Origin of the sequence: Anseongella ginsenosidimutans (genome assembly GCF_008033235.1) — a bacterium.
In the GTDB taxonomy this organism is placed as follows: domain Bacteria; phylum Bacteroidota; class Bacteroidia; order Sphingobacteriales; family Sphingobacteriaceae; genus Anseongella; species Anseongella ginsenosidimutans.
The window spans coordinates 3,637,815-3,652,125 of record NZ_CP042432.1 but is presented as its reverse complement, the minus strand read 5'-3'; the positions used below and the strand labels follow the sequence as shown (position 1 = coordinate 3,652,125).

Below are 14,311 nucleotides of genomic sequence, written 5' to 3'. Positions count from 1 at the left end.
GTCTGTAGAAGAAATTTAGCTGCGCCAGCAGGGATGAGCTGCCAACCAATGCGATTAAAACAGAAAGAAATACTTTTTTCATCTTAAAGGTCTTTGGGGCTGCTCTGTTGAGCCTTCCAAACAGGGTATTTTTTGAGCAATTTTTGAGGCGCGTCTGTGTACCAGCTGTAACCGTTTCGTCGTTCATAACCTATTTCGGCAAGCGATTCACGCTTTATACCGTCCCGGTCGCAGAAAAAGGGCTCGCCTGTTTCCAGGTCATAAAAGCGCGCCCATAGCGGAGGGGCGTTCCTGACGTGAATTACAACCAGGTCTTCCTTTCCGTTTTTATCTGTTTCTTTTAACCTGGTATCTTCTATTTGATGAGCGGTAAACCAGTCCACGGCGCCGTCGACTGCTTTGATGATCCTATCAGAAGGGCGCTCAATGCTCATTAACAACAGCGCAATGTCAACGGATTCCGATCCGCTAAATGATGCCAGCTCATAGGATCGGGCATTGGCTGGGACCATTGTTTCTTTATCATGCTGGGCACACCAGACCGTTGGTTTGCCGTTCACGATGATCTGGGTATTTAAGATGCATTCAATTCCCTTGTTAAAGGAGATTTTTGCTTTTTGTTTTAGCTTTTCCGGTAATTTCAGCGAAGCAAAACCTTCATGGTCTGAATATACATCCCGTAGAAAGGACATGATATTCACCATCGAATCGTCATTGTAAGTGATGTGGCCGGAATAAGGAGTTCCCGGCCTGACAGGGTAAAACTGCGGCCAGCCTCCGTTATCATATTGAGCAAGAAAAATATAATCGAGCCCGCGCGCGACGGCTTTTTTATACCGTTCATCCTTCACATGGGAATACATTAACGCTAAAAACTTTAACTCTCTGATGGTGGCACCGTTGTCGAATGTGGCGCCGATTTCCGATTTCTGCTTTATCAGCTCGTCTGCTTCTGTTTTCGATAACTTATGATAATCCTTATTTTTAGCCCAGCCGCCTATGTCCTTTTGGGCGAGCAATACATTTTCAGCTGCCAGTTTTGCTTCTTCCGTGCTGTACCATTTGGAAGGCATTTTTGCCGCCACCTGCTTCCAGCTCATTTCCAAATAACCGCCCGGCCGGATTTCGGTTGCATTCTGCGCGGACGCGGTGGTTGCCCCGGCTGCAATCAGTAAAACCAAATTGAATATTTTGGCTGCGGCATTCATCATACTGCCAATTTACTAATTCTACCGGTAAAATGCGGCCGCGGCCGGGTTGTATCGAGGGGCGAACAAACTATAAAAAGAAAAAATGATTGTCCGTAATACTACCTAAATGCTTATATTAGGGCATCAAAGAAGCGATTATGAATTTTATAGAGTTTGTAAAACGGTATCCTGACGAGGCGAGCTGCATTGCTCATTTTAGAGCAATAAAGGAACGTCAGGGCATCGTGTGTAAGAAATGTGGTAGCCGGGAGCATTATTGGAATACGACCTACAATTCGCACGACTGTAAACGCTGCCGTTATCGGCTAACGCTTCGTAGCGGAACGGTGATGGAAAGTTCCAAACTTCCGTTTCAATACTGGTTATATGCGATTTACCTGATGACGATGACCAAGAAGGGGATTTCGGCATTGGAACTTCAGCGCCAGCTGGGTCATAAACGGTATGAGCCCATTTGGGCCATGATGCACAAGCTGCGCTCGGTAATGGGCATTCGGGATGAGCAGTATGATTTTGAAGGGGTGGTGGAATTGGATGATGCTTTTTTCAAGACCCATTCAGAGGAGAAAGACGATGAACCTCCCAAAAGAGGCCGTGGCAGCCAGGGGCAGAGCAAAGTCGTGGTCATGGCCAAGGTGGAACCCAAAGTAGGCCGTCCCAAGAAGCATAAGAAATCATCTTCATTCCGTTACGTGAAAATGGTGGTGGTGCCTGACAGTTCAGCACTTACGGTAAATCAAGCCGTTCAGGGTGGTACCCGGGCGGTGACGACCATCAAGAGCGATGGGTGGCGCGGTTTTAACAGACTGAGCGAAATTGTCTCCAAACATGTCCGGAGAACCGTTAAGCCTGAGGAAGCCTCCAAGGTACTACCCTGGGTGCATACGATGATCAGTAATGCTAAACGTGCCCTTTTGGGCATCAACCATCAGGTGAAAGCAGACTACCTTCAGAACTACCTCGATGAGTTCTGCTATAAAGTCAACCGACGCTACTTTGGGAAAGAGTTGTTTGATCGGCTTATAGTTGCTGCTGTTGCCGATACATGGTACGGAAAGGCCAGGTATAATTGCGGATAATCATTAAAGAAAATTCTACTTTTGGTTAGTCTGATCGTATAAGAAATATATGAAATATTTAGTATTGGCGTTTTTCACTATCTGCTCAACAATCGAACTTTCGGCTCAGAAGCCTGATCCGGAAGCCTTGTTAAGAGAAGGGAAAAAATTATATCGATTGGAAAAAGCAGCTTGGTATGCTACAGATCATTTTTTAATGAATTTTCAAGACAAGAGAGATAGTGTTGGCGGATACTTGTCGTACCAGGGTGTTGACGGGCTGATCTATTCTATTTTTTTCAACAGAGATCTTAATAAAATTTTAGTGAGATATCAGTTCGGTAAAGATCCTGCACCCATACCCGAAATGGTAAATACGGAGATGGGTTTGCCAATCGGAGATGAAGGTGATCTGATCGTAATCAGGCAGAAAGCGGTTGACATGCTTACGTCGAATAAGGATAGCTTTTTTACTTTTTATGAAAACACTTCATTTAATCCAATCCCTCTGATAGAAGGCGATCAACGAAAAGTTTATGTTTTAACGGCATCAAAAAAACAAGGGTCAATTTTCATTGGCAACGACTACCTCCTCGAGTATAATGCTAATAATGAACTCAAGAGTAAAAGAAAATTGCATAACTCTCTTATTGAAATTCCGTTTCAGACCTCTGATGAGCAAGAAGCTTTGGGTACCATGCATACGCATATACTTTCGAATCATATGGAACCAACGGATATCTGTACATTGCTTCTGTATAAAGATTATGTGAATTGGTCTCAACATTATACAATCCACAAAGACTACATTTCTATACTCGACCTTAAGAAGGAAAATTTAGTGATAATAGCTAAAAAAGCCTTTGACAAAATACAGAATAGCAAACGGCTTAGCCAGCCTGGAAATCACTAATTATGAACGTAAATAGAAAACTGAATAAAATAATTCTCGCCGGGTTAGCGGCTTTAGCGCTTTCTGTCCACAGCGCAGCAGTTTATGCGCAGTCACCTCCCAACGTTCTCGTGATTTTAGCCGATGATCTGGGGAGCCTGGATTTGAACTGCTATGGATCTGCTGACCTGGCCACGCCTAACCTGGACCGGTTGGCGGGCATGGGCGTCCGTTTTACTCAATTCTATGCCGCTGCGCCGGTTTGTTCGCCGTCCAGGGCGGCCTTGCTAACGGGAAAGTCCAACCTGGGCGCCGGCTTGCCGGGAAATGTTCCGATACCGGAAAATGATCCTGGAATGAAAGGAGGGCTTCCTTCATCCGAGGTGACCATTGCAGAAATGCTCCGGGATAAGGGCTACTATACCGCGCTGATAGGTAAATGGCACCTTGGACATGCCTCCGGTAAGCTTCCCAATGCCCAGGGTTTTGATTACTTTTTTGGCCACCAGCGGGGATGTATCGACAATTACTCTCATTTCTTTTTCTGGAGCGGGCCGAACAAACATGATTTATACCAGAACGACCGGGAGGTTTACCGGCCGGGAGCGTATTTCCCTGATTTGATGGTGGATGAGATCGGTACTATTATCGATCGCGAGCAAGAGCGGCCTTTTTTTATTTATTGGGCGGCAAACGTTCCACACTATCCTTACCAGGGAACCCCTAAATGGCTGGAATACTATAAGGACCTGGAATCGCCACGAAGAGAGTACGCTGCATTTGTGTCAACGCTGGATGAAAGAATAGGGGAGGTAATGAGAAAGTTGGAACAAAAAGGGCTGCTGAAAAATACGGTCATTATTTTTCAGTCCGACCACGGGCATTCCTTTGAGGAACGGGCGTTTTGGGGCGGCGGGAATGCGGGCCCCTATCGCGGCGGCAAGTTCAGCATGTTCGAGGGCGGCATCAGGGTGCCGGCGATTATCAGTTACCCGGGGAAGATCCCCGCAGGAAAAGTCAGCAATATAGTTGCATCCGGCATGGATTGGTTTCCCACCATAGCCGCGATTACAGGTGCAGCGTATAATAGCAAAGGGATAGAAGGCATAAATTTACTTCCTTTGATTGCTGAAGACGCAGCAGATGCCACTCCGCGCGAGCTGCATTGGCAAACAGGATCCTATGATGATGCAACCAGCAGCTGGGCAGTAAGAAAAGGCGATTGGAAACTATTAGGAAACCCCCATGACCCGGACCCGGATTGGAAGAAGGAAGAAACCGGCGAAGATTTTAAGGGAAAGGACAGACTGTTTTTGGTGCATCTTCCTTCGGATATTGCCGAACAAGAAAACCGTGCCGGGGACAACCCGGAAAAGGTCAGGGAACTTCTGAAATTGCATGAAGGTTGGCTCAATAAGGTAAAACGCTGATAAAGACCGGAACCAAAAATAAGAAGATGCAAATAAAAAAGCTTATCGACAATAAGGATTTCAAAGGAATTGGACAGGCGCTTTCCAATGATCCGCATCTTGCCAATGAGGGGATTCCTTACGACGAGGTGAACAGGGCAAAAGCCCACCCGCTGCACCGGATTTGTGACGGCGTGTTTTCAGGGAAATATACTGATGAAGAGGGGGCAGAGATGGCAAAGATATTTCTGGAGTTTGGTGCGAATATCGAGGGTAATGAGCCAGTAGACAAGCAGGATACGCCGCTGATTGCTGCCTCGAGCCTTCATGCGGATCAAATGGCGGTTCTTTACATAGAAAAAGGGGCAAATATTCATCACGCAGGATGTCATGGCGGTACCGCACTGCATTGGGCGGCCTGGTGCGGAAGATATAAAGTAGTCGAAAGGCTTATCCGGGAAGGTGCGGAGGTGAACAGACGATGTATTGATTTTTCTGCTACACCGCTTTTCTGGGCCATTCACGGATCGAAAAACGGCGGCAATTCCAGCCTGGAAAATTACCTGCAATGCGTAAAAATATTGAACCGGTCCGGTGCGGATAAAGAGATTCCAAATGCAGAAGGGAAAACTGTTTTTGACCTGCTAACCGGCGAGGATAGTGAATTGCGAGAACAGTTGAAGGATTGAGCCGGCCTACTTTATTGACGCGATTCCTTCGTATTCTTGGTGTTGGCTAAAAATAGTCGTCCCCAAAAGCTTCCATTCAACAATGCCGCCGACAAAATAGTTGAATTTGGCGTTATTGTCTGTCTTGCGGACATCGATTGATAAAGGTTTCCATTTTGTTCCGCTAACGAGGCCTGACGTGAAGGAGTAGGCATTTATAGGGATGTTTTCGCCGTCTTTTTTGTCCCTTCCGTAGGTAATATCCAGCCTGCGCTGTGAAAACCAGGTGTCTTCCAGTTCAATAATGATCTGAAAGGCTGGCGCTCTGTCCAGGCTATCCCCTGAAGCAAATTCCCATATCCCGTTCGCGTTTGCTCCAGTATTGTTGTGGCTTTCAGTGCTGCCAATGAAAGATAAAAGGCCGAACGCAAAAATCAGGGAGGCGAAAAGCCCGAACCTTTTCCGGACAAGTATGGTAGCTCTGAAGCATATTCCTAAGAAAAGGAGGAATATTCCAATGTTAACAATTGCCCAAAACAAATAAAACATGGTATTATTTTAGGATGAATATACAAATAACAGCTTACGCGGTCAAAACTATACTTCATTTTTTTCATCAAGGACTGCCTGGTATAAAGAGGCGAAGGCTGCCTTTATCCAAATAATCGCCGGAAGAATACCTACCACGAAAAATAAAAGCCCGCCTATGAAAATAAAAATGGAAGTCAGGCCTAATAAGAATATTCTCCATCCATGGCCTCTGGTCATTTTCCAGCTCGCTTCTACGGCTGCAATGGGTCCCATCCCTTTGTCCATCACTAGGTAGGACACAAAGGCCAGGCGGCATGCTACAATTATTCCCGGGATAAGAAGCGCAATTGAGGCGATCCCGATCAAAGCCGTTACAAACAAATGCACTAATACAATATCCAGGTAGTTCTTAAATCCGATGATTATATTTTTGAGTTCAAGAACTTCATTTCTGACAGCCTGGATAAAAAGCAGGTTAGCGCTGTAATTGATGACCGGCAAAAACAGCACCCAATAGGCAAGTGCCAGGAATTCGAGCAGGATTTTTAAGGAGCTGCTGTCCGCGGAGTTGCCTTTGTGAAATAATTGTAATGGCATTTGCACAATGGAACAAACTATTACAATTAACAAGAGCGAAAGGAAGTGGCTTTTCATCGTTTTCCAGCCATGCGAAAGGCTGCCACTCCATGTGGGCCTGATTGACATTGATACGTTGCTGTCCATTTTTTATTTGATTTACGGCCAAAAATACACCGGCCTTTATTCCTCGAACAGCGACTAAAGTAGTATCTGACAAAACACTACTTTAGTATTGGTGTAAGAATCCCGGGCTTGGATATTTTTACCGCTTGTTAACACCCCATATGGACACAGAGAGATTATATATTTGGATTTGCTTTTTTTTCAGTATCGCCCTTGCCGCCGGAGGTGCTATTCTTTTTTTTCAGAAAAAGGCGATCAGGGAAATTCCTCCTTCCCGTTTTTTACAGTATTTCCTGGTACTGGTTTACGCTTTCGGTTTTTATTCAATTTGGAGCAACGCTTTATTTCATCTGTTTTTTACTGAAAGGACTCATGAGGCAATCGCACAGCTCCCTGAATATCTCACATTAATAGGAATTCCATTTCTGATTACGGGCATGTTCATGCTCCTGCTATGGGCGCTTAACCTCCTGGAAAAAAAGCCCGGAAAGTTTTTCCTGCCCTTAGCGTCGTTGCTGATCCTGGTGATGCTCCTGGCGTATGTCGCCTATAAGCGGTTTGATCTGTTGGCAAATGTCCGGCAGCTGTATGCCTTATTTATAATACTAACAGCATTTGTTGCCGGCTCGCTTCTATGCTTTTCAGGGGTAAAGTACGTGGAGAAAAAGCCTAGACGTATTCTCATCTTGCTGGTATTTTTTTTCGGGACCATCCATATTCCGCTATTCCTGGACCGGTTAGCTACCTTCATTCCAGAATTGATATTTATATTTCTTTTCTTTTTTACAACTACATTTATCGGAGTCTATTTCGCTTATACGGTGAAAGTTCCTCCGTTGAAACCAGAAGATGACGGAGGCGCGGCTTCTTTTGAGAGGTTTATCCGCGAATACGGTATTACAGGCAGTGAATCAGAAGTGGTACAGGAAATTTACAAAGGCAAAACCAACCAGGAAATAGCTGATAAGCTTTTTGTTACCGTTCAAACCATCAAAGATCACACGCATAGAATTTACCTGAAAACGAATCTAAAGAACAGGGCCCAGCTGACTTCATTGTTACGAAAATATGAACACCCGGCTATGAAGTGATCATTCCTTTCCCAGCATCGGGAAAAGGCGCCGGATCTCCTCTTCCGAGGGTTGGCTTCCGTACTCGCAAATTTCGAAGGCTTCTGCATATTCGGCGGAAGCCGCGGTTGATTTGCCGTACCATTTTTCCAGGCTGGCCCTTATTTCAGGGGAGATGGAGGGCCACCTTCGTTGTAATATCCAGTTTTTTCTTTCCTGTTCACCTTCAGGCACGTTGTTTTCGTTGCCGTTGATCCATGGGAGCCATTCGTAAAACTGCGATTGGTGCGCATTCAGGGCATCAATTTTTTTGCCGATTACCGGGGTAATGTCCACGCTTACATCCGGGCTAAAGGGGGAAGGCTTTTTAAACCTGTCCTGCGCATACATGAATACCGGGTTTTTCTCCAGAGGAGGCGTATCTGCGGCAATATTCGGCACACCAACCAGGTAGGCAGCGTCCTGCACCAGAATTCCGGTATACCGATGATCAGGGTGATAATCGTTGGGGCGATGGGAAAAAACGATATCGGCATTCCATTCCCTGATTTTGCGGATCAGCTCAAGCCGGATGTCCAGGGTAGGCATTAGCTTTCCGTCAGGATGATCCAGTATTTCATAGGTAATACCCAGGATCCCGGCCGCTTCCTGCGCCTCGCCGGCCCGGCGCCGGGCCAGTTCGCTTCCGCCCTGTTCATGATGGCCGGCGTCTCCGTTTGTTACGGAGATAAATTTTACATTATGGCCCATTTCGGCATACAGGGCCGCTACTCCGCCGCACTTGATATCACAATCATCGGGATGAGCGCCAATCATAATAACCTGAAGCGGTTTGTCCTGGGCGCGGAGTCCCGGCACAGATACGATAATTAATACGAATAACAGGAGGAATTTGTACATCATAACATTGTTGGCTTCTTCTAAAATTAGCAATCTTTTATGGAATTTTGCTCCGATTTCCGCGAAGATTCCCTAAGCGCCGTTAATTTTATACCTTGTGACAGTTTAACAGCGATAAAATGATAAAAGCGTGGATTGCCTGCTTGTTTCTTTTGACTGTACCGGGACTTGCCGTAGAGCCCGGCAGTTTCTTTCCCATTGAAGAGGGCTTGATAGTGGATCTGAACGCCGATAGCGGAGTAATAGCCGGTTCGGAAAACCGTGTAGAAAAATGGATGAACCAGGTACGTTCGTTTCCGGCCGGCGTTTTCGAAAAAACGGACGTGGGTCGTGAGATGAAGGGTTCCGGTATGCCGTTACTGAAAACCAATGTTGCCGAAATAAACGGTCATAGCAGTATCGTCTTTCATCAACAGGAGTTGCTGTCGGATGAGGAAGACGCCTTTGATCACCTGATTACCGGGAGCGGCTATACCTGGTTTTGCGTCGTGAAAGCGGGAAAGCAGCCGGGTGAATTAAAAGATGTGAATTCAATTTTCGGCAACCTTAGGAATGGAGGCCATTACGAAGGCTTTTGGGCCGGCTTAATGGATAACAACCAGCCCTGGATGGGAAGCAGAAACGGCCTGACGTTCGGACGCTGGGATAATAATAATCCCCGGGTTTTGGGTAAAGAACAACTCCGTCAGCAAGGTTATTATTTACTGATTGGCCATATGACGAAGGGAACCGGGCAGGCGATGCTTTCCCTGTATGTCAATGATGCTAAAAGGCCCGTTGCCACCGGGCCATTCCCGGTGAATCCCCAGGCAAATGCTTCCAAACTGGCTATCGGCCAGGAAAGAGATGCTACAGAACATCCTGGCGTAGAATCATTTGCCGGGGAAATTGCCCGCTTCCTTTTATATGAACGGCCGTTAAGCCGGAAGGAACTGATAAGGATGGCCGGAAAATTAATGAAGTATTATCATTTGTAGAAGGTTTCCGCGTTTATATCCATCGTCTTACCCGCTTTTTGTATTGTAAATATGCTTCGCCGAAGGTTCTTTCCAGGGCTTCTTCTTCGGCCAGGATCTGGTACTTATCAATAAACAGGATGAAAATAATTATTCCGGAGATGGATAACCAGTTTTCGAGAAAAATCATCCAGGCAAGAAGCATCAGGGCCATACTTACATAAACCGGGTTCCTCGTGTACCTGTAAATTCCGGTAGTTACTAATGTCCTGGCATTTTGTAATGACTTTCTGTCAGGCCGCGCAGTTGTATTATGCCGGAATAAAGCGCTTTTAGCTGACAACAGAACCGTAAATCCCGCAAGCAGGGCCAGGCAGGACCAAAGCGCGCTGCCGGAAAGCGTAAAACCATATTGCGGTAAAAGCCTTGCCAGCAGCCACATCAGGCTGCCGCAAATTAAGAGTACAGCGTCCGGTGGGACCTTTGCGTTCATCAACAGGACATATTCTGGTTGTACCTTTCAAAGATAATGATCGTGGCGGCAAAACTGTAAATTGGCCACATGAAGCAAAGTAACATACCTGCACAGAGCTTTTGCGTTGTAGAAGATGTTGAGCCCGTGGAATTTAATGAAGGTAATCCAAGGCCGCTATATGGTGTTTTCCTGTTTAAAGGCAGCGGAAGCGTAACGATTGACTTTGCAGAATACGATTTTAAGGGGAATGTGATCATGTTCTCAAATCCTTGCCAGTTTATCAGGTTTTCGGCAGTGAAGCAAGTTAACATCCGGTCCTTATGGTTTCATGGAGATTACTACTGCATTGAATACCATAAAAAAGAGGTAGCCTGCAACGGATTGTTATTCAACAACATTTATTCGCAGCCCTTTGTTGTATTGGAAGATGAAAACTATGCCGAAATAAGAGGCGTATTTGACAAACTGGAGCAAGAATTGAGCTATACGGACAGCTATTCACAGGCAGTTGCCAGAACCTACCTGCAATTGATCCTGGCATTGGGCAGCAAGGCAAAAGTGGCTTCGGTTCCCGGGAACGAAGGAAATCAAATTTTTCATCCCATCCTGAACTTCAGGGACTTGCTGGAACAGCATTATATCGAAGAAAGGCGCCCGTCGTTTTACGCTGCCCGGTTAGGAATGTCTCCCAACGCGTTTTCCAAAAAATGCAAAACACATTTTCATAAATCCCCTTCGGCCCTCATCCAGGAGCGGGTTATCCTCGAGGCCAAAAAATTGATCCACCTGACTTTCAAAAGCATGAAGGAAATAGCGGCGGCATTGAATTTTGAAGACGAGAATTATTTCAGCCGTTATTTTAAAAAGCACGCGGGCATTGCGCCTACCGCCTTCAGGGAAAGTGTCGGCGTATCCATGGTGGCATATTCGTCCATGTAATATCCAAAGCTGTCTATGGCATACAAGGCATTATTCTGCCATCTTTGCTTTAAAAATAACGTTCATGTTTGATTTGTTAGCCAAGCTGGAATCCCAGTTTGTAAACTTTCTCCGGATTGCCATTTTTATTGTCATGGTGTGGATAGGAGGGCTTAAAGCCTTTCATTACGAAGCCGACGGCATTGTGCCTTTTGTAGCCAACAGCCCCTTTATGAGTTTTTTCTACAATAAGGAAGCGCCTGAATACCAGAAATTTAAAAATCCGGAAGGAAAAGAAGTCGCGGCCAATATAGCATGGCATAAGGAGAACGGTACTTATATGTTTTCCTATTTCCTGGGATCGGTGATCGTATTAATTGGTGTTTTGACCGTTCTGGGAATTTTTCTGCCCCGGACAGGGATATGGGGAGGTTTGCTGACCTTCGGCATGTCTATCGTCACTCTTTCCTTCCTGATTACAACTCCGGAAGTCTACGTCCCCAATCTGGGTGGCGATTCCCCTACGCCGCATTACGGCTTTCCGTTTCTGTCGGGCGCAGGAAGGCTCGTACTCAAGGATATTATCATGATGGCCGCGGGCCTCGTCTGCGCCGCCGACTGCGCGAAAAGAATCCAGGGCATTACCAGGCTCCGGTTCCAGGAAAAGTAAATGGCTGCCCAAAGATGATTGCTTCCGTCGTTTCGCAGATTTCATAGATGTTGATTGCATTAAAAGTATTGCTAAGTATAATAATGGTTTTGTTTTTTTCGGGGTAGCGGACAATCATATTTGTGTATCCCGGATATCCTCCCGCGTGCATGTACCTTTTACCAAAAAAACTTTTGTTTTCAGGCGGTGAAATAAGCCAGCCGAAACCGTAATACTGTTCCATCAACCTCGCGGTCGTTCCGTCGTTTAATTTTAAAGGAAGATATGCTTGTTGTTGTTCATGGCGGCTGATCAGCACGTCAGTATATAGCGCCTGATCCCATTTTAGCATATCTTCCACACTACTGCTAATTCCATAAGGGCCTGCTACACCGTCAAAATAATATTGGTAACGGTAGCCGGCCAGGTTATCGCTGAGCGTAAGTTGGCTTTTGACGGGATCATAGATGTATCCAAGTGCATAATTCTTAAGTTTATGCTTTGCCGACTGTCTTGAATATACTTTTGTACCGGTCATGCCCAAGGGTTTAAAAATAAAGCGGTCCATATACTGGCTGAATTTCAGGCCGGACACTTTTTCAATAATTAAGGCAAGTAGCACGTAATTTGTATTGCAGTAGCTAAATTTATCGCCAGGTGAAAAGAGCAGGGGAGGTGTATATTTGATAAGCGCTGCAGCTATTTCCTGATTACCATTTATTTGTGTAGTATCAAATATTTCTTTCGTTCCAACTACAAATTCCCGTAATCCTGATGTGTGATGCAGAAGATCAGCGATAGTAATATTTTTGTAGCCCATCCGGGGGAAGTATTTAGTCAGGCTATCCGTGTAATTTAACTTTCGTTGCTGATGTAACTGCATAATGGCCATCGCTGTGAACTGCTTAGCGACAGATGCTAATTCAAACTTTGTATTGCAGTTAAGCGGCCGTTGGGCGGCAATATCGGCAAAGCCGAACGCCTTCTTATAAATAGGTTTGCCGTTTTCCGCAATCAAAACGCAGCCATTAAAATTGCCTTCCTCGTATAAGGTGGTATAAAGTGAATCAAGACTCTTTATGGGTTGCCCTGGTGCAATGCTGAAACAAAAAAAAAGCATTGCAAGACTGCCAGTCAGTCCTTTGAAAATCACCGGAATTTTCAGATTCATTACCTTCCTGTTTATCTAAGTTGCCAAAAACCTCCCTCCAAGATAACAATAAGAGGATAGTGTTTTGTAAATATTGTGATTATATTGCAACTGGCATGAAATGTTGCATAATGAGTTTCTCCAGGGCATTTATTCTTCTCCTCGTTGTACTGGCTTTTTTTAGTTGTAAAACCAGGCATGCCCTGCATTCTGGAATGGAGCGGCTAAAGGAAAAAGAACTGGTACTCCGTATTGCCCCGAAGGCAGGAAATCCCAGGAATAGCGAAGGTAGTTTTATTACGTTAAAAGACGGACGTATTCTTTTTGTATACAGCAAGTATTCCGGGGAGGGGAGCGGGGATCATGATCCGGCTTTTCTTGCCGGCAGGTATTCTGCTGATGGCGGGAAAACCTGGACGAAAGAGGACGAGGTTATTGTGGAGAACGAAGGGTTAATGAATGTGATGTCGGTTTCTTTGCTGCGTTTACAGAACGGAGCTATTGCAATGTTCTACCTGAGGAAAAATTCGACTTCCGATTGTATCCCCGTGATGCGTATTTCTACAGATGAAGCCGAAACCTGGAGCCGGCCTGTTACCTGTATAACCGATAAGAAAGGCTATTTTGTGTTGAATAATGACCGGGTCATCCAGTTAAGTAGCGGGCGTTTATTGATGGCAGTTGCACTGCATAAAACTCCTGATACTAAATGGAAGGAGAAAGCGCAATTGTGGAGCTATTTTTCTGACGATAACGGGAAGACATGGCAGGCGGGATCGCCTGTGCCTACGCCGGATACGATTGTTACACAGGAACCGGGTGTGGTAGAACTTAAGAATGGCAATATTTTGATGTTTATTCGAGCCAGCGCCGGGAAGCAGCTTTACTCCTGGTCCGCAGATCAGGGAGCAACCTGGAGCCCGGCCGTACCCAGTCCGGTCAGCTCTCCCTTATCGCCGGCAAGCATTGAACGAATACCCGAAACCAATGATCTGTTGATGGTTTGGAACAATAATGACGGTGAAACAGCGGCCACAAAGGGCGAACGTACGCCCTTAACGTTAGCTATATCGAAAGATGAAGGGAAAAGCTGGCGCCATATTAAACCTGTTGAAACCGATCCGGATGGCTGGTATTGCTATACCGCCATCCATTTTACAGAGGATGCCGTTTTATTTGGTTATTGTGCAGGCAGCCAGTCGGCCGGAACCCATCTTTCAGTAACGAATATTTCGAAAATTGAGCTGGATTGGATATATCAGCAATAGGCCGAAGCGCTCAATCCGTATCCCTTGGCCGGTCCGCCTGGCTGCTAAGCTCCGCCTTTGACTGATGGATGCTGTCCGCAATATCAATGGAATGTGATTTGTGGATGTTCCTGGAGCTTTTGCTTTTTCAGAAAGCCGCTGATAAAATTTATGCAGCACATCCAGCTCTTCCTCCGTAAGATCTTCAATGTCAACCATCCGGTTACTTGCTCTTCTGCTGGTAGCAATAAGTTCATTCAACTTCAGTTGTAAGGCTTTGGAATCTTTGTTCTGGGTTTTCTGTATCAGGGAAACCATCAGGAAGGTAATGATCGTGGTTCCGGTATTGATTACCAGCTGCCAGGTGTCGGAAAATCCAAAAACCGGACCCGTAACGATCCAGGCATTGATCAATCCTCCCGCTACAATAAACGCGATAGGCGAGCCGGCTACCTGGGTCGACTTGTCCGCGATC

At 45.8% G+C, this 14,311-nt stretch carries 16 protein-coding genes; 9 read left to right on the top strand and 7 right to left on the bottom strand.

From position 1 onward, the window contains the following. Positions 1-83 precede the first annotated feature (83 nt). Positions 84-1,181, bottom strand: a complete 1,098-nt coding sequence (pelA, locus tag FRZ59_RS15295; protein WP_158640649.1) for a pectate lyase — start codon at positions 1,179-1,181, stop codon at positions 84-86. 167 nt (positions 1,182-1,348) lie between these two features. On the opposite strand from pelA, the gene FRZ59_RS15290 reads away from it, so the two are divergent. The 4 genes from FRZ59_RS15290 to FRZ59_RS15275 are packed head-to-tail and all read left to right on the top strand — an operon-like array spanning position 1,349 to position 5,259. Continuing rightward, positions 1,349-2,290: an IS1595 family transposase gene (locus FRZ59_RS15290; protein ID WP_132130833.1), complete on the top strand. Its 942-nt coding sequence runs from the start codon at positions 1,349-1,351 to the stop codon at positions 2,288-2,290. Positions 2,291-2,339: 49 nt separating this feature from the next. Beyond that, positions 2,340-3,182 (top strand): hypothetical protein, encoded by an 843-nt coding sequence (locus FRZ59_RS15285; protein ID WP_132128670.1) that lies wholly within the window; start codon positions 2,340-2,342, stop codon positions 3,180-3,182. Positions 3,183-3,184: 2 nt separating this feature from the next. Then, entirely contained in the window at positions 3,185-4,591 is a 1,407-nt protein-coding gene (locus FRZ59_RS15280; RefSeq protein WP_132128669.1) for a sulfatase-like hydrolase/transferase, read from the top strand. 26 nt (positions 4,592-4,617) lie between these two features. Next, on the top strand, positions 4,618-5,259 hold the full coding sequence (locus tag FRZ59_RS15275; protein ID WP_132128668.1) for an ankyrin repeat domain-containing protein: 642 nt from the start codon (positions 4,618-4,620) through the stop codon (positions 5,257-5,259). A 6-nt stretch (positions 5,260-5,265) separates the two neighbouring features. Here the strand turns inward: FRZ59_RS15275 and FRZ59_RS15270 are convergent, their stop codons facing one another. Both FRZ59_RS15270 and FRZ59_RS15265 read right to left on the bottom strand, forming a co-directional pair. Beyond that, on the bottom strand, positions 5,266-5,787 hold the full coding sequence (locus FRZ59_RS15270; protein WP_132128667.1) for a hypothetical protein: 522 nt from the start codon (positions 5,785-5,787) through the stop codon (positions 5,266-5,268). A 48-nt stretch (positions 5,788-5,835) separates the two neighbouring features. Continuing rightward, on the bottom strand, positions 5,836-6,492 hold the full coding sequence (locus tag FRZ59_RS15265) for a DUF975 family protein (RefSeq protein WP_132128666.1): 657 nt from the start codon (positions 6,490-6,492) through the stop codon (positions 5,836-5,838). Between the two features lie 140 nt (positions 6,493-6,632). Here FRZ59_RS15265 and FRZ59_RS15260 point away from each other — a divergent pair, with 140 nt between their 5' ends. Continuing rightward, positions 6,633-7,562: a helix-turn-helix domain-containing protein gene (locus FRZ59_RS15260; protein ID WP_132128665.1), complete on the top strand. Its 930-nt coding sequence runs from the start codon at positions 6,633-6,635 to the stop codon at positions 7,560-7,562. Here FRZ59_RS15260 and FRZ59_RS15255 read toward each other — a convergent pair whose 3' ends face one another. After that, complete coding sequence (locus tag FRZ59_RS15255; RefSeq protein ID WP_207910250.1) at positions 7,563-8,444, bottom strand: PIG-L deacetylase family protein; 882 nt, start codon at positions 8,442-8,444, stop codon at positions 7,563-7,565. Positions 8,445-8,560: 116 nt separating this feature from the next. Here FRZ59_RS15255 and FRZ59_RS15250 point away from each other — a divergent pair, with 116 nt between their 5' ends. Further along, positions 8,561-9,418, top strand: a complete 858-nt coding sequence (locus FRZ59_RS15250; RefSeq protein WP_132128664.1) for a LamG-like jellyroll fold domain-containing protein — start codon at positions 8,561-8,563, stop codon at positions 9,416-9,418. Positions 9,419-9,431: 13 nt separating this feature from the next. Here the strand turns inward: FRZ59_RS15250 and FRZ59_RS15245 are convergent, their stop codons facing one another. Further along, complete coding sequence (locus tag FRZ59_RS15245; RefSeq protein WP_132128663.1) at positions 9,432-9,890, bottom strand: methyltransferase family protein; 459 nt, start codon at positions 9,888-9,890, stop codon at positions 9,432-9,434. 69 nt (positions 9,891-9,959) lie between these two features. On the opposite strand from FRZ59_RS15245, the gene FRZ59_RS15240 reads away from it, so the two are divergent. Together FRZ59_RS15240 and FRZ59_RS15235 are read left to right on the top strand one after the other, a co-directional pair. After that, complete coding sequence (locus FRZ59_RS15240) at positions 9,960-10,811, top strand: helix-turn-helix domain-containing protein (protein ID WP_132128662.1); 852 nt, start codon at positions 9,960-9,962, stop codon at positions 10,809-10,811. 64 nt (positions 10,812-10,875) lie between these two features. Next, on the top strand, positions 10,876-11,460 hold the full coding sequence (locus FRZ59_RS15235; RefSeq protein ID WP_132128661.1) for a DUF417 family protein: 585 nt from the start codon (positions 10,876-10,878) through the stop codon (positions 11,458-11,460). On the opposite strand, the gene FRZ59_RS15230 is transcribed toward FRZ59_RS15235, so the two are convergent. Continuing rightward, on the bottom strand, positions 11,432-12,610 hold the full coding sequence (locus FRZ59_RS15230) for a serine hydrolase domain-containing protein (RefSeq protein ID WP_132128660.1): 1,179 nt from the start codon (positions 12,608-12,610) through the stop codon (positions 11,432-11,434). The two genes, FRZ59_RS15235 and FRZ59_RS15230, sit on opposite strands and share 29 nt — an antisense overlap. Before the next feature lie 95 nt (positions 12,611-12,705). Here FRZ59_RS15230 and FRZ59_RS15225 point away from each other — a divergent pair, with 95 nt between their 5' ends. Beyond that, a complete protein-coding gene (locus tag FRZ59_RS15225; protein WP_225975082.1) occupies positions 12,706-13,857 on the top strand; it encodes a sialidase family protein in 1,152 nt (383 codons plus the stop codon). On the opposite strand, the gene FRZ59_RS15220 is transcribed toward FRZ59_RS15225, so the two are convergent. Beyond that, complete coding sequence (locus tag FRZ59_RS15220) at positions 13,807-14,265, bottom strand: low affinity iron permease family protein (RefSeq protein WP_317127726.1); 459 nt, start codon at positions 14,263-14,265, stop codon at positions 13,807-13,809. The two genes, FRZ59_RS15225 and FRZ59_RS15220, sit on opposite strands and share 51 nt — an antisense overlap. Positions 14,266-14,311: the final 46 nt, after the last annotated feature.